Source organism: Streptomyces curacoi (assembly GCF_001513975.1).
Classification (GTDB): Bacteria; Actinomycetota; Actinomycetes; order Streptomycetales; family Streptomycetaceae; genus Streptomyces; species Streptomyces curacoi.
In genome coordinates, this window is record NZ_KQ947984.1 from 168,306 (window position 1) to 188,614 (window position 20,309).

Sequence of the window (20,309 nt, forward strand, 5' to 3'; positions counted from 1 at the left end):
CCCATGACGACTGCCACCGCCTCCGCCCCGCCCTTCGGCCGCGCCCTGTGCGCCATGATCACGCCCTTCACCGAGGCGGGATCGCTCGACCTCGACGGGGCGCAGCGTCTCGCCGACCGGCTGGTGGCCGAGGGCTGTGACGGCCTGGTGCTCTCCGGCACGACGGGCGAGTCGCCGACCACGACGGACACCGAGAAGTCGGAGCTGGTCAGGGCCGTCCGGGAGGCGGTGGGCGACAGGGCGTCGATCGTCGCGGGCGTGGGCACCTTCGACACCCGGCACACCGTCGAGCTGGCCCTCGCGGCCGAAAAGGCGGGCGCGGACGGCCTGTTGGTGGTCTCGCCGTACTACAGCAAGCCCCCGCAGGACGCCGTCGAGGCGCACTTCCGCGAGGTCGCCGACGCCGCCGGACTGCCGCTCGCGCTGTACGACATCCCGGGCCGCACCGGCACCCGTATCGAGCCGGAGACGTTGATCCGGCTCGCCGAGCACCCCCGGATCGTGGCGGTGAAGGACTGCTCCTACGACTTCCTGGCCGCCCAGAAGGTCATGTCCCGCACGGAGTTGGCGTACTACGCGGGCTGCGACGAGCACAACCTCGCCCTGTGCGCGGTGGGCGGCGCCGGTTACATCAGCACGGTCGCCAACGTCGTACCGGCACAACTGCGCGCGGTGCTCGACGCGTTCGAGGCGGGCGACACCCCCGTGTCCGCCCGCCTCCAGCAACGCGCCACGCCGCTCATCGAGTTGATGATGGCGGCGGGTCTGCCCGGCGCCGTCACCGCCAAGGCCCTCCTCAACGCACTCGGCCTGCCCGCGGGCCCGGTCCGCGCACCGCTGCGGCCCGCCGGCCGCGAGGCGGTCGAGGGGCTGCTGGCGGCCTACGAGGAGTTGACGGCCGGCTGAGTCAGCGGCGGGCGAAGACGGGCTCCCAGGTGTCCCAGTCGACACCCTTGGCCGGCTCCTCCCGGACGCCGCTCAGCGGTACGACCTTGTCGCTGCCGATCGTGACCAGCACGAGCTGGGGCCGGTAGGTCTCGTTCAGGCCCGTCACCCGCTCCCAGGCGATGAGCCGCCTGTCGTCGGCCCAGGCGAGCAGGTGGGCGCCGCGCACCTTGGTGATCTCCTTGCCCGTACGGGGATCACGGATCGAGGAGTAGGACTTGCCCGGTTTGCCGTTGACCTCCTTCGTCAGGCCGAGGGCGGCGAGGCTGCCGTTCGGGGACAGTCGCGCGGGGACGTCCGAGCGCAGGCCCTTCTCGTTCGCGGGCGCGGCGGCCTTGGCGCCGTCGAGGCGGTAGAACTGCTGGAGTCCGTCCCCGGCGCCGATGACCTGCGAGTAGACCCGGTCGCCCGCCCGGCTGAACTCGAAGTCCTGGCGAGAGCCGATGGACCGGTCGGGTGCGACCGGGCTCCAGTGGCCCTCGCCGGAGGCCACGTCGAGGTCGTAGAAGCCGGACCGGCTGGACTCGCCGAACTCGGTCCCCCACATCCACGTTTCCTTCTCGTTGAGGTCGATCAGCTTCTGCTTGATCCGCAGATCGGGGTTCTCGTCGTACGTCGTCGCCACGAGCCTGCTGCCGTCGTACGAGAACGCCAGCCCGCCGACCCCGCGCTCGACCGGGATCCACCGCTCGACCTCCCCCGTCGTGAGGTCGAGCAGGCCGATCCGCTGGGCGGGGAGGCTGCGCTCCAGCACGGCGGCGGTCTTCAGACCGGGGGCGACGGCGACGAAGGACCAGCGGGAGTCCTTCTCGTACTTGCCGGTCTTCGGGTCGAGCAGCCAGTAGGTGCGCTGCGAGACGGCCCGCTTGTCCGTCTGCGGCTCGACCTCCGCCCTGTAGTAGGCGGCCAGTACCGCCTGCCCGGCCGCGATCACGTCGCGCGGCGGCGACTGGTCCGGGTGGGCGTGGACGCCGCCCTTGTCCAGGACGCCCGCGGGGCGCACGGTCTCCTTCCCCGGGTCCAGCAGCGGCACCGCCACAGCCACGGCGACCACGGCCGCGGTGGCGGCGACGACGGAGGCGAGGCGGCGGTTGCGGCGGCGCCGGCGGGCGGCCAGTACCCGGTCGGCGTAACCGGGGCCCGCCGGTCGCTGTTCGGCGGCCAGTTCGCACAGGGAGTCACGCAGGAGTTCCTCGACGTTCACGGACGCACCTCCACGGGTGAGAAGTCACGGGACGGCTGCGGCCGGGCGTCGGCTGCCTGGGGGCCGAGAGCGGTCAGTTCGGGTGCGAGGGTCCGCAGCCGGGCGAGCGAGCGGTGGGTGGTGGACCGTACGGTGCCCACGGAACAGCCGAGGATGCGGGCCACGTCGGCCTCGGGGAGGTCCTCGAAGTAGCGCAGCACCAGCACGGTGCGCTGCCGCGCGGTCAGCCGGGCGAGCGCGCCGCGCATCAGCAGCCGCAGCTCGGCGGCGGAGGCGGCGTCCGGGTTCGCGCCGGGCTCGGGCGGCTCGGCGACGGTCAGCTCGCGCCGGCGCCACTTCAGCCGCCAGCGGCTGACTTGCTGCCGGTACAGGATCTGCCGTACGTACGCCTCCGGCTCGTCGATGCGGTACCAGTGGCCGGCCGCCTTGATCAGGGCGTTCTGCAGGAGGTCCTCCGCGGCGTGCCGGTCGCCGCCGGTCAGCAGGACCGCCGTCTTCAGCAGCGCGGACGACCGGTTCTCCACGAACTCCCGAAAGCTGTCCTGCGCTTCGGCATCCATCGTCACCTTCTCTTCCCCCGGGCGGGCCCGGTGCCCGCCGCTCCTGCCCCTTGTGACGCGTGCGGGGCGCTGCCGCTATGCCGGCCCGCCGGAAGAATTCCTGTGACGGAGCGGGGCCCGTACCGCTCCTGTGCGGTACGGGCCCCGGCCCCGCTGTGCCCGGTGCGCGCTCAGCCCCAGCGGTAGCCCTCACCGAGGAGCAGGAAGTGCTCCAGCACATCCTCCATCGGATCGTCGACCTGCCCCACATTGACCAGCCCGATGCGCGGGCCGTTGTGCGAGGCCGTGTTGGTCTCGTCGGCGTACGCGGCCCCGGCCGGCAGCCAGCACGCCCCCGTCACGGCCAGGACACCGACCACCAGGCGCAGCACGGTCCTCGTCCGCTCGTTCGTCTTCCCTCGACCCGTCATCGGTCCTCATCTCGTCGGTTCGGCGTGTGATCGGACACTGCGTCCACCTGTTCATCTGCCTGGACCGCGCAGAGGTCACGTCGAGTAACCCGTACGTGAGCGCCCCGCTCCACTTCCGGCTGCGCCGGGGTCGCAAGGGGGCGCTGACACACCTCGGGCGCCCCTCCGCGAGCCGGGTCCGGCCGGGAAGGGCGCCCGTCGTCGGCGCCGGGGGGCGGTCGTCGTCAGTTGTGGCTGTGCAGGACCTCGTTCAGGCCGCCCCACACCGCGTTGTTCGGGCGGGCCTCGACGGTGCCGGTGACCGAGTTGCGGCGGAAGAGGATGTTGGAAGCGCCGGACAGCTCGCGGGCCTTGACGATCTGGCCGTCGGGCATGGTGACGCGGGTGCCGGCGGTGATGTACAGGCCGGCCTCGACGACGCACTCGTCGCCGAGCGCGATGCCGACGCCCGCCTCGGCGCCGATGAGGCAGCGCTCGCCGATGGTGATGATCACGTTGCCGCCGCCGGACAGCGTGCCCATCGTGGAGGCGCCGCCGCCGATGTCGGAGCCGTCGCCGACGACGACTCCCGCGGAGATCCGGCCCTCGACCATGGAGGTGCCGAGGGTGCCGGCGTTGAAGTTGACGAAGCCCTCGTGCATGACGGTGGTGCCCTCGGCGAGGTGCGCGCCGAGGCGGACCCGGTCGGCGTCGGCGATGCGCACGCCCTTCGGGGCCACGTAGTCCGTCATGCGCGGGAACTTGTCGATCGAGGTCACCTGGAGGTGCAGGCCCTCGGCGCGGGCGTTCAGCCGGACCTTGTCGACGTCGTCGACGGCGACCGGGCCGAGGGAGGTCCAGGCGACGTTGGCAAGGAAGCCGAACTGGCCCTCCAGGCTCAGGCCGTGCGGCTTGACCAGACGGTGGGAGAGCAGGTGCAGGCGCAGATAGACGTCGTGCGCGTCGATCGGCTTCTCGTCGATCGAGGCGATGACCGTGCGGACCGCGACGACCTCGACGCCCCGGCGGGCGTCCGGCCCGATCGCCGCGGTCGCGCCGCCGCCGAGCAGCTGCGCGGCACGCTCGGCGGACAGCCGCTCGGTGCCGGACGGGCCAGGGCCGCCCGCGGCAGACTCAGTGACGAGCTCGGGCGCGGGGAACCAGGTGTCGAGAACAGTGCCGTCGGAGGCGATCGTGGCGAGGCCGGCGGCCACGGCGCCGGTGGTGCGAGGAGCAGTCGTGTCGGTCATGAGGGCAACCTAACCGGCGGGGGCGCGTCGGGGCGAACTCGGGCACGGGGCGTCTCAGGGTGCGAGCCGGCGTGCGGGCGCGCCTGGCTGGCTGGGCCCCGGGCGCTCCGGATCCGGGCGGGCCGAGGCGGCGGTACGGCGGCCCGCGCTCCCCTCGTGGCGCGGGCCGCCGGGCTCCCACCGCCGGGCGGGTCAGGAGCGCCGGCCGGCCTTGTCCACCACCGCCTTGGCGAGGTACGCGTTGCCGCCGATCACCTTGCCGTTCTCGATCATGCGCTCGCCGACGATCTGGTAGGTCACCGGGTCGAGCAACCACTCGTCGGCGGCCTCGGCGGAGTCGGAGCCGCCCCTGGGGAACCTGAGGGCGATGGCCCGGTGTCCGGCCCCGTCCTCGACCAGGTGCCCGACGACCGTCCCGTGGGGCACGGTGGCCAGCGCTCGGTACAGACCCGCGACGCCCTTGGGCGGGAGCACATAGGCGTCGAGCAGGACGGAGATCTCGGTGTAGTCGTTCCAGGCCTGGCTCCGTCCCTTCTCGTCGGCGATGGCGTCCTCCTCGCGCAGCGCCTTCAGCACTCCGTCGGCGTCGGTCGGCAGCGTGGACACGAAGTGGTACATCTGCCGCGGTGAACGGTCGTCGTCGCCGCCGCCTTCGAGGTTCATCGGCGTGATCTGGACCTCGCCGCCCTTCTTGCCCACCATCCCCATGGGGTCGAACGCCGACGCGGTGCCGTCGTACCGGAGCCAGTTCTCGATGTCGATGTCCCGGTCGCCGCCTTCCTGCGTCTCCTTCGTGTAGATCCACTGGTCGGCGCGCGGCTCGACGACCGGCGGCTGCCGTTCGACCGTCTCCGCCGCCCGCTCCAGCAGCTCCCGTGTGCTCATCCCCTTCAGATCGAGGCTCGGCGACGGGGAGACGGCGGGCGTGACCTTCCGCCCCGCCTGGTTCCCCTGCGCCATCACCGTCGCGGTGACGGCGATCGCCGTCACGGCGGCGAAGGCCGCGGCGACCACCAGCTTGCGCCGCCCCCATGCCGACCGGCGCCGCTCGGCCGTCCGTGCCGCCTCGACCAGCCGGGCCCGCCCCGGCGCCAGCCGCGCCCGGTCGGGGGCGGGGGCGTCGGCGCGCAGTTCCCGTACCCGGGTCATCTCGTCCACCGTCACACCACCTCCGCGGCGTCGCTGATGAATGCCGGATCGGCACCCAGCGCCGTACGTACCTTGCGCCGGGCCCGGTTGAGCCTGGAGCGGACCGTCCCGACCGGGAGGTCCAGCGCCTCGGCGACCTCCTGGTAGGTGAGATCGGCCCAGGCCACGAGCAGCAGCACATGCCGGTCGCCCGCCGAGAGGGAGGCGAGGGCGTCGGCGAGCGGGCCCTGTGCGGCGACGCGGCTGTCACTGTCCTCCACCCAGGAGGCGGACACCGGGTCGTGCCCCGTGCGGGCCAGCGCCCTCAGCGCCCGTACCTCGGTGCGGCGCTGCTTGCCGATGACGTTGGCGGCGATGCCGTAGAGCCAGGGGCGCGCGCTGGGCCGGGTGAGGTCGTAGCGGGAGCGGATGCGGAAGGCGGTGAGGAAGGTGTCGGCCGTGATGTCGTCGGCGGCGCCGTCCCCGAGGCGGCGCGCCGCGTACCGGTGGATGTCGGGCGCGTACCGGTCGTAGAGCCGGGCGAACAGCTCCGGCTGTTCCAGCGACCCGGCGACGACCTCGGCATCGTTCGCCGCGGGTGCGGCGGGCGGCGGTGGTCCGCTCACAAGGACTCCCCCCTGCGTGTGTCGTACTGAGCGTGTCACCTCCTGTTCCCCGCTGGGCGGCAAAGGGTTCACGGCGGATCGGAGGGGCCCTGGCACTCAGGCGGTTCAGGGAATCACACGGCGCAGTACGTCGCGCGCGTACTCCTCGTCGTACGACGTCTCGGTGAGCAGGGCCTGCAGACAGATCCCGTCCATCAGGGCCACCAGCGCCCGCGCCGTGACCGCGTCCGTACGCCGGGACAGCCGGTCGGCGAGGTCCTGGGCCCACTCGGCGGCGACCGGGCGCAGGGCGGGCCGGCGCAGGGCGGCGAGGTAGAGCTCGTACTCCAGCTCGACACCGGTGCGGTCCCCGGCGAGCCACTCGCCCATCCAGCCGGCCAGTTCGGCGGCCAGATCGGTGTGCGGGTCCTCAAGTCCGCCGCGCGAGGCGATCACCTTGGCGAAGCCCTCGTTGGCCTGGCGCAGCGCGGCGACCAGCAGGTCGTCGAGGGTCTTGAAGTGGTACGTCGTGGAGCCGAGCGGCACATCCGCCTCGGCGGCGACGGTGCGGTGGCTGAGCCCGGCGATGCCCTTCTCGCCGACGACCCGGATCGCCGCGTCGATGATCCGCTGGCGCCGTTCGGGGTCGTAGCGCCGGGGCATCAGTGCGCGCCGCCCAGGTTCAGCACGACCACGCCGACGATGATCAGCGCGATGCCGGCGGCCTTGGCGACCGTCATCCCCTCCCCGAGGAACAGGATCCCGATGGTGGCGATGGCCGCGGTGCCGACGCCGGACCAGATGGCGTAGGCGGTGCCCACGGAGACGGTCTTCAGCGTCTGGGCGAGCAACGCGAAGGAGACGACGTATCCGAGGGCGGTCAGCAGCGAGGGCCACAGCCTGCTGAAGCCGTCGCTGTACTTCATGGCGGTCGTCCCGGCCACTTCGGCGGCGATGGCGGCGGCGAGCAACAGGTATCCCATGTGTACGAGCGTACACAACGTTGCGTACGGCTGTACACAAAGGCGGACCCGCCGGCCGGCCGGCGGCTCGCGGCCGGCGAAAGGAGGGACTGCGCCGAGCCCTGTCTCCCCAACCCGTGCCATATGGGCGGAGTTGGGCGGGCGCCGAGAAATCGATGTGGATACGGCTCGTTCCAAACGGCTGCTTCCGAGCCACGGGGTCCTCTAGTGTTTCACCGTTCACATACCGGGCCTTCGCAGCCGCGGCCGTCGTCTCATGACGCCGCTGGAGGAACAGCGCATGGCAGAAAACAAGTCCCGGCCGCCTCAGGACCAACCTTGGGAGAACGGCTGGGCCCCGGACACCTCCCGTGCTCCGGGGACGCGCCGCCTGTGGCTGGCGGGCGCCATGGCGGCGGCGACGATCGTCGCGTGCGTGACGGCGATCGCCGTCACGGAGCGGGCGGCTGACGACGAGTCACGTTCGGGGCAGGCCGCCGACAACACGGCGTATCCCGGCCTGATCTCCTTCGCCACGCCGTCGCAGACGACGCCCCCGAAGGGCAAGAGCGGCCTGTCGACGGCACGGCCCACGACGAGCGCGCCCCGCGACCAGGACGCCGACGACCCCGAGCCCGCGCCGGAGCCGTCCAAGTCGCCTTCCTCCCAGGCGAGTCCCCCGGCACCCAGGCCCACGGCCGCCGTGACCTGGCGATCCGTCCGCTCGGTCAACTACCCCGACCGCTACTGGCACGTGAGCGGCGGCTACGTGAAGCTGGACCCGGTCGGCGGCGCGGAGAGCCGCGAGGACTCCACCTTCAAGCTGGTCAACGGCCTGGCCCAGAGCTCTTGCTACTCCTTCGCCACGGCCGACGGCACCTACCTCCGCCACCGCAGCTTCGTGCTGCGCGCCGAACGCGACGACGGCTCCGCCGTGTTCGAGCAGGACGCCACGTTCTGCCCCCGCACATCGGCGTATTCGGGCTCGGTCATGCTGGAGTCCGTCAACTACCCGGGCCGCTTCCTGCGCCACCAGAACTTCCAGCTGAAACTGGACCCCTTCCAGAACAGCTCCCTCTATCTGGCGGACTCGGCGTTCCAGCTGGTGGGCGGGCTGGCCTGAGGAAACGAAAACGGCGAGGTCCGAGGGGACCTCGCCGTTCGTGGGTGGCGTGTGGGGCTTCGTGGCCTGTACGGCTCAGACGTTGAACCCGAGCGCCCGAAGCTGCTCCCGGCCGTCGTCCGTGATCTTGTCCGGGCCCCACGGCGGCATCCACACCCAGTTGATGCGCAGCTCGCTGACGAGGCCGTCCGTGGCGGACTTGGCCTGGTCCTCGATGACGTCCGTCAGCGGGCAGGCCGCGGAGGTCAGGGTCATGTCGACCGTGGCCACGTTGGAGTCGTCGATGTGGATGCCGTAGATCAGGCCGAGGTTGACGACGTCGATGCCCAGCTCGGGGTCGACGACGTCCATCAGGGCCTCGCGGAGCTCCTCCTCCGAGGCCGGCTTCATCTCCACGGTGTCACTCATGCCGTCTTCCTTTCGGCGTCGGCTCCGCCCAGGGCCTGGGCCGTCGCGTCCTTCCACGCCATCCAGCTCAGGAGGGCGCACTTGACCCGGGCCGGGTACTTGGAGACCCCGGCGAACGCGACCGCGTCCTCCAGGACCTCCTCCATGGCGTCGTCGGGCTCGATCTTCCCCTTGGACTGCATCAGCTCCAGGAAGGTCTCCTGGATCTTCCGCGCGTCGGACAGGTCCTTGCCGACGAGGAGTTCGTTCAGTACGGACGCGCTCGCCTGGCTGATCGAGCAGCCCTGGCCCTCGTACGAGACGTCCTCGATCGTCGTGCCGGCGTACTTCACGCGGAGGGTGATCTCGTCGCCGCACGTCGGGTTGACGTGGTGTACCTCGGCGTCGCCATCCCTCAGACCACGCCCGTGCGGGTTCTTGTAGTGGTCCAGGATGACTTCCTGGTACATCGAATCCAGCTTCATGCGATCGCTCGTCCCGTCAGCCGAAGAAGTTCCGTACGTGCTCCAGGCCGTCCACCAGAGCGTCGATCTCGGACGGCGTGGAGTACAGATAGAACGACGCTCGCGTGGTCGCAGGAATTCCGTAGCGCAGGCAGACGGGGCGGGCGCAGTGGTGGCCGACCCGGACCGCGATGCCCTGCTCGTCGAGCACCTGGCCCACGTCGTGCGGGTGGATGTCGCCGAGGGTGAAGGAGATCGCGGCGCCGCGGTCCTCGGCCGTGGTCGGGCCGATGATCCGCAGGTCCGGGACCTCCGCCAGCCGCTTCACCGCGTACTCGGTGAGGGCGTGCTCATGGGCGAGGATCTTGTCCATGCCGATCGAGTTGAGGTAGTCGATCGCCGCGCCCAGGCCGATCGCCTGCGAGACCGGGGGCGTGCCCGCCTCGAACTTGTGCGGTGCGGGAGCGTACGTCGACGAGTGCATCGACACCGTCTCGATCATCTCGCCGCCGCCGAGGAACGGGGGCAGGTCCTCCAGCAGCTCCTGACGGCCCCAGAGGACGCCGATGCCGGTCGGGCCGCACATCTTGTGGCCGGTGAAGGCCACGAAGTCCGCCTGGAGCGACTGCACGTCCAGCGGCATGTGGGGCGCGGCCTGCGAGGCGTCGATGCACACCAGCGCACCGACCTCCTGCGCGCGGCGCACTATCGCCTCGACCGGGTTGAGCGTGCCCAGGATGTTGGACACCAGCACGAAGGAGACGATCTTCGTCTTCTCCGTGATGATCTGGTCGATGTTGGACAGGTCGAGGCGGCCGTCGTCGGTCAGGCCGAACCACTTCAGCTTCGCGCCCGTGCGCTGCGCGAGCAGCTGCCACGGCACGATGTTGGAGTGGTGCTCCATCTCCGTGATGACGATCTCGGTCTCGTGGTCCACCCGGTAGGGCTCGTCGGCCCAGCCGAGCATGTTCGCCACGAGGTTGAGCGACTCGGAGGCGTTCTTGGTGAAGATCACCTCGTCACGGCTGGGCGCGTTGATGAACTCCGCGACCTTGTCGCGCGCGCCCTCGTACAGCGCCGTGGCCTCCTCGGCGAGGACGTGCACGCCACGGTGGACGTTGGCGTTGTGCTGCTCGTAGTACTCGGAGAGCACGTCGAGCACCTGGCGCGGCGTCTGCGAGGTCGCCGCGTTGTCCAGGTACACGAGCTTCTTGCCGTCGTGGACGACGCGGTCCAGGATCGGGAAGTCCTTGCGGAGCGCCTCGGTGTCGAGGAGGCCCGGCAGCTGTGTCACGCGGATGCGCCACCCTTCGTGTATGCCTCGTAGCCCTCGTTCTCCAGCTTGTCGGCGAGCTCGGGGCCGCCGGACTCGACGATGCGGCCGCCGGAGAAGACGTGGACGTGGTCGGGCTTGATGTAGCGCAGGATGCGCGTGTAGTGCGTGATCAGCAGGGTGCCGACCTCGCCCGTCTCACGGACGCGGTTCACACCCTCCGACACGATGCGCAGCGCGTCGACGTCCAGGCCGGAGTCCGTCTCGTCGAGGATCGCGACCTTCGGCTTGAGCAGCTCCAGCTGGAGGATCTCGTGGCGCTTCTTCTCACCGCCGGAGAAGCCCTCGTTGACGTTGCGCTCGGCGAAGGACGGGTCCATGTTGAGGCGCTCCATGGCCTCCTTGACCTCCTTCACCCAGGTGCGCAGCTTGGGGGCCTCGCCGCGAATCGCGGTGGCGGAGGTGCGCAGGAAGTTGGAGACCGAGACGCCGGGGACCTCGACCGGGTACTGCATCGCCAGGAACAGGCCCGCGCGGGCACGCTCGTCGACGGACATCTCCAGGACGTCCTCGCCGTCGAGGGTGACGGTGCCGCCGGTGATCGTGTACTTCGGGTGACCCGCGAGGGAGTAGGCGAGGGTCGACTTGCCCGAGCCGTTGGGGCCCATGATGGCGTGCGTCTCGCCCTGCTTCACGGTGAGGTCGACGCCCTTGAGGATCTCCTTCGTGGCGTTGTCGGCCTCGACGGTGACGTGCAGGTCTCGGATTTCAAGCGTTGCCATGGGTGCCTCAGGACTCCTGGGTGAGGGAGACGAGAACGTCGTCCCCTTCGATCTTTACGGGGTATACGGGGACGGGGCGCGTCGCGGGGAGGGCGGACGGCTTGCCGGTGCGGAGGTCGAAGCTGGAGCCGTGCAGCCAGCACTCGATCTGGCAGTCCTCCACCTCGCCCTCGGAGAGCGAGACGTTCGCGTGGGAGCAGATGTCGTGGATGGCGAACACCTCCCCCTCGGTACGGACGACCGAGACCGGCGTGCCGTCGAGTTCCACCCGCTTCGGGGTGTCCTCCTCCAGCTCGCTCAGCCCACAGGCGCGTACGAACGTGGTCATGCGACCGACGCCTCCAGCTCCTCGTCGATCTTCGCGATGAGGCGCTCCTCGATGTCCTCGACACCGATCTGCTGCACCAGCTCGGCGAAGAAGCCGCGGACCACGAGACGGCGGGCCTCGTGCTCCGGGATGCCGCGGGCCATCAGGTAGAAGAGCTGCTCGTCGTCGAAGCGGCCGGTCGCGGAGGCGTGGCCGGCGCCGACGATCTCGCCGGTCTCGATCTCCAGGTTCGGCACCGAGTCGACACGCGCGCCGTCCGTCAGGACGAGGTTGCGGTTCATCTCGTACGTGTCCGTGCCCTCGGCCTTGGCCTCGATCAGCACGTCACCGATCCACACGGCGTGCGCGTCGTTGCCCTGGAGCGCGCCCTTGTAGGCGACGTTGGACTTGCAGTGCGGGGTGTTGTGGTCGACGAGGAGGCGGTGCTCCTGGTGCTGGCCCGCGTCGGTGAAGTACAGGCCGAAAAGCTCGGCCTCGCCACCGGTGCCGGCATAGGCGACGCGCGGGTGGAGGCGTACGAGGTCGCCGCCGAAGGTGACCACGAACGACTTGAAGGTGGCGTCGCGGCCGATCAGCGCGTTGTGCTGGCCCACGTGCACGGCCTTGTCGTCCCAGTCCTGGACGGAGACGACGGTCAGCTTGGCGCCGTCGCCCAGGATGTAGTCGACGTTGGCGGCGAGCACGGCGTCACCGGTGTGGTCGATGACGACGACGGCCTCGGCGAAGGCTCCCAGCTCGACGACCTGGTGGCCGTAGGCGACCCCGCCCTCGCCGTGCACGGCGATACGGATCGGCTCGGTGAGGACCGTCTCCTTGGGGACGGTGACCACTCCGGCCTTCTCGAACGCCGAGTACGCCTGGGCGGCGACGCGGTCCACCGGGGTGCCCGCCCTGCCCAGGCGGGCGTCGTCACGGCCGACGGTCTCGACGATGACGCCCTCGGGGGCGTCGATGTCGACCTTCACGCCGTCACCCGTGGCGACCGCGGTGCCGTCGTGCAGCCCGCGCAGGCGCTCCAGCGGCGTGAACCGCCACTCCTCCTCGCGGCCGTGCGGGACCGGGAAGTCCGCGACGTCGAAGGACGGGGGCGCGCTCATGCGCGTGGCGACGGTCGACTCGGCGGCCACCGCGATCTGGCCGGCGGTGGTGGATCCCACCGGAATGTTCTGAGCCTCAGCCATGGCTGTCGGTCTGCTCTCTTTCCTACGTCAGATTTCGCTAGCTGCTTACCGGAGACCGGTCTTAACCGACCGCGCCTTCCATCTGCAGCTCGATCAGCCGGTTGAGCTCAAGGGCGTACTCCATGGGCAGCTCCTTCGCGATGGGCTCGACGAAGCCGCGCACGATCATCGCCATCGCCTCGAACTCGCTCAGACCGCGGCTCATCAGGTAGAAGAGCTGGTCCTCGGAGACCTTGGAGACGGTGGCCTCGTGGCCCATGGACACGTCGTCCTCCCGGACGTCCACGTACGGGTACGTGTCCGAGCGGGAGATGGTGTCGACGAGCAGCGCGTCGCACAGCACGTTCGACTTCGAGCCGTGGGCGCCCTCGCCGATCTCCACCAGACCACGGTAGGAGGTACGGCCGCCACCGCGGGCGACGGACTTCGACACGATGTTGGACGACGTGTTCGGCGCCATGTGGACCATCTTCGAGCCGGCGTCCTGGTGCTGCCCCTCGCCCGCGAAGGCGATGGACAGGGTCTCGCCCTTGGCGTGCTCGCCCATCAGGTAGACGGCCGGGTACTTCATCGTCACCTTGGAGCCGATGTTGCCGTCGATCCACTCCATGGTCGCGCCCTCGTAGGCGACGGCGCGCTTGGTGACCAGGTTGTAGACGTTGTTCGACCAGTTCTGGATGGTCGTGTAGCGGCAGCGGGCGTTCTTCTTGACGATGATCTCGACGACCGCGGAGTGCAGCGAGTCCGACTTGTAGATCGGGGCGGTGCAGCCCTCGACGTAGTGCACGTAGGCACCCTCGTCGACGATGATCAGGGTCCGCTCGAACTGGCCCATGTTCTCCGTGTTGATACGGAAGTAGGCCTGGAGCGGGATCTCCACGTGCACGCCCTTCGGCACGTAGATGAAGGAGCCGCCCGACCACACGGCGGTGTTCAGCGACGCGAACTTGTTGTCACCGACCGGGATGACGGTCCCGAAGTACTCCTTGAAGAGCTCCGGGTGCTCCTTCAGGGCGGTGTCGGTGTCGAGGAAGATGACGCCCTGCTCCTCCAGGTCCTCACGGATCTGGTGGTAGACGACCTCCGACTCGTACTGGGCCGCGACACCGGCGACGAGGCGCTGCTTCTCCGCCTCGGGGATGCCGAGCTTGTCGTAGGTGTTCTTGATGTCCTCGGGCAGGTCCTCCCAGGACTCCGCCTGCTTCTCCGTGGAGCGTACGAAGTACTTGATGTTGTCGAAGTCGATGCCCGAGAGGTCCGAGCCCCAGTTCGGCATGGGCTTCTTGTCGAACAGGCGCAGGCCCTTGAGGCGGAGCTTGGTCATCCACTCCGGCTCGTTCTTCTTCGCCGAGATGTCGCGGACGACATCCTCGCTCAGACCGCGCTTCGCAGAGGCGCCGGCTTCGTCGGAGTCGGCCCAGCCGTATTCGTACTTGCCCAGACCCTCGAGCTCAGGGTGGGCAGTCTCCGTGGGGAGAGTCATGCGGGGTTCCTCCCGGCCGTGCTTGCAGGTGCGTTATGGGTGGTGTGGGAAATCTTGGGGATGAACGTCGTGCAGACGCCGTCGCCGTGCGCGATGGTCGCCAGCCGCTGCACATGCGTACCGAGCAGCTCGGCGAAAAATTCCGTCTCCGCCTCGCACAGCTGCGGGAACTGCTCCGCGACATGGGCGACCGGGCAGTGGTGCTGGCACAGCTGCTCGCCTTTTTGCGGGAGGGGCGCGCTGCGCGCCGTAGCAGCGTACCCGTCCGCGCTCAGGGCCTTGGCCAGGGCTTCGGTGCGCTTGTCGGGGGTGGCCGCCTCGATCGCCTTGCGGTACGCGCTCGCCTGGGCGGCGATCCGGGCCCGGGCGAAGGCGGCGACCGCCTCCTGCCCGCCCTCGCGCTCGGCGATCCACTTCAGGGCGTCCGCGGCGAGCTTGTCGTACGACTGGTCGAAGGCGTCGCGGCCGCAGTCGGTGAGCGCGAAGACCTTGGCGGGACGGCCTCGCGTGCGCGTGCCGTACACCCGCTGCTCCCGGGCCTCCACGACGTCGTCCGCGGCCAGCGCGTCCAGATGCCTGCGTACGGCGGCCTGGGTGAGGCCCAGCCGGCCGGCCAGCTCGGCGACGGTCGACGGGCCGTGGTCCAGGATGGACCGCGCGACCCGGTTGCGCGTGGAGCGATCCGAGCGCAATCCGGCCGCGAGCTCCTCCTGAGGGGTTCCCATGGGGGTCTCCCGAGCCTCGCCGACGTTTTTCACAACGCCATTGTTGCGTAATTCTTCAGAGCCAGGCAAGCCGCGTCCGGGCGGCTGGATGGTGCCCTGCGTCACTTAGGCATACCTAATCTGACCTGCGGAAACGATCTTTGATCGATCAAATCGGTAGCGCCGCCGCGCCCCTTCCGGGACACTTCCCAACCATGTCGACACCCCCTCCGACCGGCCCTCTTGTCACGCGGGACGCCCTCGCCGCACAGCTGCGCGAGCTCGGCGTCAGGCCCGGCGAAACCCTCCTCGTGCACTCCTCCCTCAGCTCACTCGGCTGGGTCTGCGGAGGCGCCGTCACGGTCGTCCGGGGACTGCTCGACGCACTCGGCCCGGACGGCACGCTCGTGGTCCCCACCCAGTCCGGCGACCTCTCGGACCCGCGCGTGTGGAGCAATCCGCCGGTGCCCGAGGAGTGGTGGGACACCATTCGGGCCACGATGCCGGCGTACGACCCCCTCGTCACGCGCAGCCTCGGGGTCGGGGTGATACCGGAGACCGTACGGACCTGGCCGGGCGCCCTGCGCAGCGCGCATCCGCAGACGTCCTTCGCCGCCGTAGGGCCGCGCGCGGCGGAGATCGTCGAGGGGCACGCTCCCGACTGCCGGCTCGGCGAGCGCAGCCCGCTGGCGAAGCTGGAGGCGCTCTACGCGCGCGTGCTGCTGCTCGGCGCCGGCTACGACAGCTGCACCAGCTTCCATCTGGCCGAGTACCGCATTCCGTCACCGCTGGTGAAGGTGGGCCGGCCGGGGCCCACGGGCTGGGAGGTGGTGACCGAGGTGGCGATCACCTCGGACCGGTTCGACGAGCTGGGCCACGACTTCGAGCGGGACCGTCCCGTTGTACGCGGCAAGGTGGGCGCGGCCGACGCGCGGCTGTTCCCGGTGGCCGACGCGGTGGCGTACGCCGAGCGGTGGCTCGCGGTGCACCGGCCGCGTGAGGAGGAGATCTGAACCCGCCGACCGGAGCCGCGGCCCCCGAACCTAGACTCTGGAGCCATGCGAACTGAGCCCGTGGTCCAGGTCCAGGCCCTGGTGAAGCGGTACGGCGACAAAACCGCGGTGGACGGTCTCGATCTGGTGGCCCGGGCCGGTGTCACCGCCGTACTCGGACCCAACGGCGCGGGCAAGACGACGACGGTCGAGACCTGCGAGGGGTACCGGAAGCCGGACTCCGGCACGGTGCGTGTCCTGGGCCTCGACCCGGTGAGACAGTCCGGTGAGCTGCGGCCCCGCGTCGGCGTGATGCTGCAGTCCGGCGGCGTCTACTCGGGCGCGCGGGCGGACGAGATGCTGCGGCACGTGGCGAAGCTGCACGCGCACCCGCTGGACGTCGACGCCCTCATCGAGCGGCTCGGGCTGGGCAGCTGCGGCCGGACCACCTACCGCCGCCTCTCCGGCGGCCAGCAGCAGCGGCTCGCGCTCGCCATGGCCGTGGTCGGCCGCCCGGAGCTGGTGTTCCTCGACGAGCCGACCGCCGGTCTCGACCCGCAGGCCCGCCGGGCCACCTGGGACCTGGTCCGGGACCTGCGCGCCGACGGGGTCTCCGTGATCCTCACGACCCACTACATGGACGAGGCCGAGCAGCTCGCCGACGACGTGGCGATCATCGACGCGGGCCGGGTCATCGCCCAGGGCTCCCCGGAGGAGCTGTGCCGGGGCGGCGCCGAGAACACCCTGCGCTTCACCGGCCGCCCCGGCCTGGACGTGGGGTCCCTCCTGAAGGCCCTGCCCGCCGACTGCACCGCCGCCGAGCTGACCCCGGGCTCCTACCGGGTCGTCGGCAAGGTCGACCCGCAGCTGCTCGCGACGGTGACGTCGTGGTGTGCGCAGCACGGGGTGATGCCGGACCGGATCTCGGTGGAGCGGCACACCCTGGAGGACGTCTTCTTGGAGCTGACCGGCAAGGAGCTGCGCTCGTGACCACCGCTGGCACCTACACCCCCAAGCCGGGGGCCGCCCCCCTCCCCCGCATGATCGCGGCCCAGGCTGCGCTTGAGACGAAGATGCTGCTGCGCAACGGCGAGCAGCTGCTCCTGACCGTCGTGATCCCCACCCTGCTGCTGGTCCTGTTCAGCTCGGTGGACATCGTCGACACGGGCGTCGGCAAGGCCGTCGACTTCCTCGCCCCCGGCGTCCTGGCCCTCGCCGTGATGTCGACGGCGTTCACGGGCCAGGCGATCGCCACCGGCTTCGAGCGCCGGTACGGCGTGCTGAAGCGGCTGGCCTCCTCGCCGCTGCCCCGATGGGCCCTGATGACGGCGAAGACGGCGTCGGTGCTGGTCACCGAGGTCCTGCAGATCGCCCTGCTGACAGTGATCGCCTTCGCCCTCGGCTGGTCCCCGCACGGCAACCCGCTGGCCGTACTCCTCCTTCTCGTCCTCGGTACGGCGGCCTTCTCCGGCCTCGGCCTGCTGATGGCGGGCACGCTCAGGGCGGAGGCCACGCTGGCCGCCGCCAACCTGGTCTTCCTGCTGCTGCTCGTGGGCGGCGGGGTGATCGTGCCGCTCGACAAGTTCCCGTCCGGGGCGCAGGACGTCCTGGCACTGCTGCCGATCTCCGCGCTGTCGGACGGTCTGCGCGACGTGCTCCAGCACGGGGCCGGTGTGCCGTGGGGGGACCTGGGGATCCTGGCGGTGTGGGCGGTCGTGGGGCTGACGGCGGCGGGGCGGTTCTTCCGCTGGGAGTGACGTTCGCACCCGGGCGGGAGAGCAAGACTCCCTGCACCGACCCGGCAGCGCCGGCAGCGCCGCCCGCCGAGAGCGGACCCCTCGTGAAAGCGTGCACAAGCGGGCGCCTACGATGGAGCGCGTGCCAAACCTGACCCGCGCAGACGCCGTAGCGGCCGTGCGCAACCCGCTCGCCTTCCTCGCCGCACGCTGGACCCCGGCCCCTGGGACGGTTCAGCGGGCGGCACTGTCCGCGCTCGTGATGTCGGTGGTCATCGTGGTCACCGGCGGTGCGGTACGGCTCACCGGCTCCGGGCTCGGCTGCCCGACCTGGCCCAAGTGCACCGACGACTCGCTCACCGCGACCAGTGAGATGGGCGTGCACGGCGCCATCGAGTTCGGCAACCGCATGCTGACGTACGTGCTGTGCGCGGCCGTCGGCTGGGCGATCATCGCGGCCCGCTCCGAGAAGCCGTACCGGCGCGGCCTGACCCGGCTGGGCTGGGCGCAGTTCTGGATCGTGATGGGCAACGCGGTCCTGGGCGGCATCGTGGTGCTGGTCGGCCTGAACCCGTACACGGTCGCGGCGCACTTCATGCTCACCTCGGCCCTGATCGCGGTCGCCACGGTGATGTGGCAGCGCACCCGGGAGAGCGACGCGGCTCCGCGCCCGCTGGTCGGCAGGTCGGTGCAGCAGCTGGTGTGGGTCCTGGTCGTGGGCTCGGCGCTGCTGATCGCCGTGGGCACGGTGGTGACCGGCGCGGGCCCGCACGCGGGCGACTCCAGCGAGGTCGAGCGGATGCCGCTGGACTGGGAGAACGTCACCAAGCTGCACGCCGTGCTGGCCTGGATCGTGGTCACCCTGACGTTCGCGCTGTGGTTCGTCCTCAAGGCGGTCGACGCCCCGAAGGGCCCCCTGAACCGCACCCGCGACCTTTTCCTGATCCTCCTCGCCCAGGGCGTCATCGGCTACGTCCAGTACTTCACGGACCTCCCGGAGATCCTGGTCGGCCTGCACATGTTCGGCTCGGCCGTGACGTGGATCGCGGTGCTGCGGGTACTGCTGTCCCTGCGGGAACGGCCCGAGACCGCGGTGCCCGACCTGCCCGCTCAGTCGTACGACACAACGAGCGCGTCGCTCGCCGGTCCGAGGTAGCCCGCGCCTACCGGGCCCTGCGTCCTGCGCGCCTCGCAAAATCCCGACCTCTGAAGCCCGTCACTCCAGCCCGTACACCCGCTTGGCGTTCCCCGACGCCACCATCCCCGCCACCCGCTGTGCGTCCGCCAGCGACCAGGCGCCCTCGGCGACCCAGCCGCCGAGCACCCTGGCGAGGGCCTCGCGGAAGAGCCGGGCGCCCACCACATGCAGCTCGGGCAGGACCTGGGCCCCGCTGGAGAAGAGGATCTTGCCGAAGGGGGCCAGTTCCAGGATCTCGGCGAGGATCGTGGCCGCGCGGGCGCCCGTGCGGATGAGTGCGGCGCCCGAGTCGGCGTAGACGTGCGGGAAGACGCCGGCCAGGTGGGCGGCGTGGCGGTGGTACGGGTAGCCGTGCAGCAGGATCAGGTCCGTGCCGAGGCCGGCCGTGGCGCGGACGAAGTCCGTGAGCAGCACCGGGTCGGTACGGTCGATGCGCAGTCCCGGCTCCCCCAGCCCGGCGTGCAGCTGGAGCGGCAGTCCCGAGGCCACGGCGATCCAGAGCAGGTGTCGCAGCAGGACCGGGTCGGTCAGCTCCCCTCCCACGCGGCGCGCCGCCAGCCAGCGGCCCGCCGCGCCCCGTACCTCTCCGGGCCCCGGAGGCTCGGGCGCGAGGGCGAGGCCGTGGCGTACCCCGGCCACGGAGGTGAAGGCGACCGCGTTCGCCGCCGCGCCGTGCACCGACTCGGCGAGGTTGGCCAGGAACGACTCGACGGTCCCCGAAGTGTCGGCGACCTGTTCGGCGAGGAGTTCCAGGCGCACGATCTCGCGGGCCTCGGCGGAGGCGGCGGACGCCAGCTCGGCGGGGCCGGTGAGGTCACCCGGCAGACCGGTATCGACCAGGTACGTCGTGATGCCGCTGCCCCGCAGCAGTCGCCGGCCCGCCTCCAGTACGCCGAGCTCTCGGCGCCGGGCGAGATAGCGGGCGGGTGGGCAGTGCGGTTCCAGGCCGAGCAGTGGGGGGCACCAGCGGCGTACGGCGAAACCGGTCTGGGTGTCGAAGAGGGTGGTGCCGGGTGCCGGGGGGCCTTCGGTGCGGGCCAGCTGGGCCTCGAAGGTGCCGAGGCCCAGCTCTGTTCGCAGTACACCGTGGCAGTACTGGTCCACGAGGGACGGCGTTTCGATCATCCGGTTCTCCCCGTGGTGGACGCTGCTTACAGGTCCTAACGGGTGAACCGGCGAGTTGGTGTTGCGAAAGGGGGAGGGTGGCTCAGGTTGTTCGGCGGGTGCGGGCCGTCGTGAGCCGGCCGCGCAGTTCCCCGCGCCCCTTGGGCCGGCTGCTCAGCCGCCGATCTGGATGCCGGCCATCCTTTTCCACTCGTACTTGCCCGTCCGCACCTTTGCCGCGAACTCGCCGTCGAAGGACTCATGGCGCGTCAGCCCGGACTTCTCCACCGCCTTCTCGGCGATCTCGTACGACGGTGCCACCAGGTCCCCCCAGCCGCCGTCCTCGCCGACGAGCACGATGCGGGCGCCGCGCTGTCCGATGTATGCGACCTGGGTCTCGGCGCCGCCGTGGGACTTCGCGAAGGCGTTGATCTGCTTGGCCAGCTTGGCCACCTTGTCTGCCATGGCCAGGATGCTACCGACGAGTAGATCGAATGGCGACGGGCAGGGT

General features: G+C 70.7%; 24 protein-coding genes. 6 read left to right on the top strand and 18 right to left on the bottom strand.

The features are described from left to right. Window positions 1-3 precede the first annotated feature (3 nt). The gene (dapA, locus tag AQI70_RS00765; RefSeq protein WP_062142567.1) at window positions 4-906 is read left to right on the top strand and encodes a 4-hydroxy-tetrahydrodipicolinate synthase; all 903 of its coding nucleotides are present in this window, start codon (window positions 4-6) and stop codon (window positions 904-906) included. 1 nt (window position 907) lies between these two features. Here dapA and AQI70_RS00770 read toward each other — a convergent pair whose 3' ends face one another. The 8 genes from AQI70_RS00770 to AQI70_RS00805 all read right to left on the bottom strand — a co-directional run bounded on the left by AQI70_RS00770 (window position 908) and on the right by AQI70_RS00805 (window position 7,064). Next, complete coding sequence (locus AQI70_RS00770; protein WP_062142570.1) at window positions 908-2,149, bottom strand: hypothetical protein; 1,242 nt, start codon at window positions 2,147-2,149, stop codon at window positions 908-910. Further along, a complete protein-coding gene (locus tag AQI70_RS00775) occupies window positions 2,146-2,709 on the bottom strand; it encodes a SigE family RNA polymerase sigma factor (RefSeq protein ID WP_062144882.1) in 564 nt (187 codons plus the stop codon). Before AQI70_RS00775 ends, AQI70_RS00770 begins: the two co-directional genes overlap by 4 nt. Window positions 2,710-2,879: 170 nt before the next feature. Then, the gene (locus AQI70_RS00780) at window positions 2,880-3,119 is read right to left on the bottom strand and encodes a hypothetical protein (RefSeq protein WP_062142573.1); all 240 of its coding nucleotides are present in this window, start codon (window positions 3,117-3,119) and stop codon (window positions 2,880-2,882) included. 224 nt (window positions 3,120-3,343) lie between these two features. Continuing rightward, window positions 3,344-4,348 (bottom strand): 2,3,4,5-tetrahydropyridine-2,6-dicarboxylate N-succinyltransferase, encoded by a 1,005-nt coding sequence (dapD, locus tag AQI70_RS00785; protein ID WP_004002174.1) that lies wholly within the window; start codon window positions 4,346-4,348, stop codon window positions 3,344-3,346. A 192-nt stretch (window positions 4,349-4,540) separates the two neighbouring features. Further along, window positions 4,541-5,497: a CU044_5270 family protein gene (locus tag AQI70_RS00790; protein ID WP_244181458.1), complete on the bottom strand. Its 957-nt coding sequence runs from the start codon at window positions 5,495-5,497 to the stop codon at window positions 4,541-4,543. Window positions 5,498-5,508: 11 nt separating this feature from the next. Further along, a complete protein-coding gene (locus AQI70_RS00795) occupies window positions 5,509-6,102 on the bottom strand; it encodes an RNA polymerase sigma factor (protein ID WP_062142576.1) in 594 nt (197 codons plus the stop codon). A gap of 105 nt (window positions 6,103-6,207) precedes the next feature. Then, window positions 6,208-6,744, bottom strand: coding sequence for a TetR/AcrR family transcriptional regulator (locus AQI70_RS00800; protein WP_062142579.1), 537 nt, complete (start codon window positions 6,742-6,744; stop codon window positions 6,208-6,210). Then, the gene (locus AQI70_RS00805) at window positions 6,744-7,064 is read right to left on the bottom strand and encodes a DMT family transporter (protein ID WP_062142582.1); all 321 of its coding nucleotides are present in this window, start codon (window positions 7,062-7,064) and stop codon (window positions 6,744-6,746) included. The genes AQI70_RS00800 and AQI70_RS00805 overlap by 1 nt, the downstream gene beginning before the upstream one ends. Window positions 7,065-7,344: 280 nt before the next feature. On the opposite strand from AQI70_RS00805, the gene AQI70_RS00810 reads away from it, so the two are divergent. Continuing rightward, on the top strand, window positions 7,345-8,166 hold the full coding sequence (locus tag AQI70_RS00810) for an AbfB domain-containing protein (protein WP_062142586.1): 822 nt from the start codon (window positions 7,345-7,347) through the stop codon (window positions 8,164-8,166). A 75-nt stretch (window positions 8,167-8,241) separates the two neighbouring features. Here AQI70_RS00810 and AQI70_RS00815 read toward each other — a convergent pair whose 3' ends face one another. The 8 genes from AQI70_RS00815 to AQI70_RS00850 all read right to left on the bottom strand — a co-directional run bounded on the left by AQI70_RS00815 (window position 8,242) and on the right by AQI70_RS00850 (window position 14,822). Continuing rightward, window positions 8,242-8,574 carry a metal-sulfur cluster assembly factor gene (locus AQI70_RS00815; RefSeq protein ID WP_062142589.1) on the bottom strand — a complete coding sequence of 111 codons (333 nt, stop codon included), beginning with the start codon at window positions 8,572-8,574 and terminating at the stop codon, window positions 8,242-8,244. Then, complete coding sequence (gene sufU / locus AQI70_RS00820; RefSeq protein WP_062142593.1) at window positions 8,571-9,038, bottom strand: Fe-S cluster assembly sulfur transfer protein SufU; 468 nt, start codon at window positions 9,036-9,038, stop codon at window positions 8,571-8,573. Before sufU ends, AQI70_RS00815 begins: the two co-directional genes overlap by 4 nt. A gap of 16 nt (window positions 9,039-9,054) precedes the next feature. Next, on the bottom strand, window positions 9,055-10,311 hold the full coding sequence (locus AQI70_RS00825) for a cysteine desulfurase (RefSeq protein ID WP_062142597.1): 1,257 nt from the start codon (window positions 10,309-10,311) through the stop codon (window positions 9,055-9,057). Continuing rightward, window positions 10,308-11,072 carry a Fe-S cluster assembly ATPase SufC gene (gene sufC / locus AQI70_RS00830; protein ID WP_004002165.1) on the bottom strand — a complete coding sequence of 255 codons (765 nt, stop codon included), beginning with the start codon at window positions 11,070-11,072 and terminating at the stop codon, window positions 10,308-10,310. The genes AQI70_RS00825 and sufC overlap by 4 nt, the downstream gene beginning before the upstream one ends. Before the next feature lie 7 nt (window positions 11,073-11,079). Beyond that, entirely contained in the window at window positions 11,080-11,400 is a 321-nt protein-coding gene (locus AQI70_RS00835) for a non-heme iron oxygenase ferredoxin subunit (RefSeq protein ID WP_062142600.1), read from the bottom strand. After that, window positions 11,397-12,581: a Fe-S cluster assembly protein SufD gene (gene sufD / locus AQI70_RS00840; protein WP_062142603.1), complete on the bottom strand. Its 1,185-nt coding sequence runs from the start codon at window positions 12,579-12,581 to the stop codon at window positions 11,397-11,399. Before sufD ends, AQI70_RS00835 begins: the two co-directional genes overlap by 4 nt. Before the next feature lie 61 nt (window positions 12,582-12,642). Further along, complete coding sequence (sufB, locus tag AQI70_RS00845) at window positions 12,643-14,064, bottom strand: Fe-S cluster assembly protein SufB (RefSeq protein WP_062142606.1); 1,422 nt, start codon at window positions 14,062-14,064, stop codon at window positions 12,643-12,645. Next, window positions 14,061-14,822, bottom strand: coding sequence for a helix-turn-helix transcriptional regulator (locus tag AQI70_RS00850; protein ID WP_062142609.1), 762 nt, complete (start codon window positions 14,820-14,822; stop codon window positions 14,061-14,063). The genes sufB and AQI70_RS00850 overlap by 4 nt, the downstream gene beginning before the upstream one ends. 161 nt (window positions 14,823-14,983) lie before the next feature. Between AQI70_RS00850 and AQI70_RS00855 the strand changes: the two genes are divergently transcribed. The 4 genes from AQI70_RS00855 (at window position 14,984) to AQI70_RS00870 (ending at window position 18,652) form a co-directional block, all read left to right on the top strand. Next, on the top strand, window positions 14,984-15,781 hold the full coding sequence (locus tag AQI70_RS00855) for an AAC(3) family N-acetyltransferase (RefSeq protein ID WP_062142612.1): 798 nt from the start codon (window positions 14,984-14,986) through the stop codon (window positions 15,779-15,781). A 45-nt stretch (window positions 15,782-15,826) separates the two neighbouring features. After that, window positions 15,827-16,750, top strand: a complete 924-nt coding sequence (locus AQI70_RS00860) for an ABC transporter ATP-binding protein (RefSeq protein ID WP_062142615.1) — start codon at window positions 15,827-15,829, stop codon at window positions 16,748-16,750. 50 nt (window positions 16,751-16,800) lie between these two features. Further along, a complete protein-coding gene (locus AQI70_RS00865) occupies window positions 16,801-17,517 on the top strand; it encodes an ABC transporter permease (RefSeq protein ID WP_062144888.1) in 717 nt (238 codons plus the stop codon). 112 nt (window positions 17,518-17,629) lie between these two features. Beyond that, window positions 17,630-18,652, top strand: coding sequence for a COX15/CtaA family protein (locus AQI70_RS00870; RefSeq protein WP_062142618.1), 1,023 nt, complete (start codon window positions 17,630-17,632; stop codon window positions 18,650-18,652). Between the two features lie 60 nt (window positions 18,653-18,712). Here AQI70_RS00870 and AQI70_RS00875 read toward each other — a convergent pair whose 3' ends face one another. Together AQI70_RS00875 and AQI70_RS00880 are read right to left on the bottom strand one after the other, a co-directional pair. Then, the gene (locus tag AQI70_RS00875) at window positions 18,713-19,819 is read right to left on the bottom strand and encodes an amidohydrolase family protein (RefSeq protein ID WP_004002156.1); all 1,107 of its coding nucleotides are present in this window, start codon (window positions 19,817-19,819) and stop codon (window positions 18,713-18,715) included. A gap of 153 nt (window positions 19,820-19,972) precedes the next feature. Continuing rightward, window positions 19,973-20,263 carry a hypothetical protein gene (locus AQI70_RS00880; protein WP_062142620.1) on the bottom strand — a complete coding sequence of 97 codons (291 nt, stop codon included), beginning with the start codon at window positions 20,261-20,263 and terminating at the stop codon, window positions 19,973-19,975. Window positions 20,264-20,309: the final 46 nt, after the last annotated feature.

Excerpts from the sequence above, each read along its gene's own strand:
- AQI70_RS00875 (WP_004002156.1), bottom strand. The coding sequence starts at position 19,819 with ATGATCGAAACGCCGTCCCTCGTGGACCAGTACTGCCACGGTGTACTG.
- sufD (WP_062142603.1), bottom strand. The coding sequence starts at position 12,581 with ATGGCTGAGGCTCAGAACATTCCGGTGGGATCCACCACCGCCGGCCAG.
- dapA (WP_062142567.1), top strand. The coding sequence starts at position 4 with ATGACGACTGCCACCGCCTCCGCCCCGCCCTTCGGCCGCGCCCTGTGC.
- AQI70_RS00855 (WP_062142612.1), top strand. The coding sequence starts at position 14,984 with ATGTCGACACCCCCTCCGACCGGCCCTCTTGTCACGCGGGACGCCCTC.
- AQI70_RS00790 (WP_244181458.1), bottom strand. The coding sequence starts at position 5,497 with ATGACCCGGGTACGGGAACTGCGCGCCGACGCCCCCGCCCCCGACCGG.
- AQI70_RS00775 (WP_062144882.1), bottom strand. The coding sequence starts at position 2,709 with ATGGATGCCGAAGCGCAGGACAGCTTTCGGGAGTTCGTGGAGAACCGG.
- AQI70_RS00805 (WP_062142582.1), bottom strand. The coding sequence starts at position 7,064 with ATGGGATACCTGTTGCTCGCCGCCGCCATCGCCGCCGAAGTGGCCGGG.
- sufB (WP_062142606.1), bottom strand. The coding sequence starts at position 14,064 with ATGACTCTCCCCACGGAGACTGCCCACCCTGAGCTCGAGGGTCTGGGC.
- AQI70_RS00810 (WP_062142586.1), top strand. The coding sequence starts at position 7,345 with ATGGCAGAAAACAAGTCCCGGCCGCCTCAGGACCAACCTTGGGAGAAC.
- AQI70_RS00780 (WP_062142573.1), bottom strand. The coding sequence starts at position 3,119 with ATGACGGGTCGAGGGAAGACGAACGAGCGGACGAGGACCGTGCTGCGC.
- dapD (WP_004002174.1), bottom strand. The coding sequence starts at position 4,348 with ATGACCGACACGACTGCTCCTCGCACCACCGGCGCCGTGGCCGCCGGC.
- AQI70_RS00860 (WP_062142615.1), top strand. The coding sequence starts at position 15,827 with ATGCGAACTGAGCCCGTGGTCCAGGTCCAGGCCCTGGTGAAGCGGTAC.
- AQI70_RS00880 (WP_062142620.1), bottom strand. The coding sequence starts at position 20,263 with ATGGCAGACAAGGTGGCCAAGCTGGCCAAGCAGATCAACGCCTTCGCG.
- AQI70_RS00835 (WP_062142600.1), bottom strand. The coding sequence starts at position 11,400 with ATGACCACGTTCGTACGCGCCTGTGGGCTGAGCGAGCTGGAGGAGGAC.
- sufU (WP_062142593.1), bottom strand. The coding sequence starts at position 9,038 with ATGAAGCTGGATTCGATGTACCAGGAAGTCATCCTGGACCACTACAAG.
- AQI70_RS00865 (WP_062144888.1), top strand. The coding sequence starts at position 16,801 with ATGATCGCGGCCCAGGCTGCGCTTGAGACGAAGATGCTGCTGCGCAAC.
- sufC (WP_004002165.1), bottom strand. The coding sequence starts at position 11,072 with ATGGCAACGCTTGAAATCCGAGACCTGCACGTCACCGTCGAGGCCGAC.
- AQI70_RS00815 (WP_062142589.1), bottom strand. The coding sequence starts at position 8,574 with ATGAGTGACACCGTGGAGATGAAGCCGGCCTCGGAGGAGGAGCTCCGC.
- AQI70_RS00800 (WP_062142579.1), bottom strand. The coding sequence starts at position 6,744 with ATGCCCCGGCGCTACGACCCCGAACGGCGCCAGCGGATCATCGACGCG.
- AQI70_RS00870 (WP_062142618.1), top strand. The coding sequence starts at position 17,630 with ATGGAGCGCGTGCCAAACCTGACCCGCGCAGACGCCGTAGCGGCCGTG.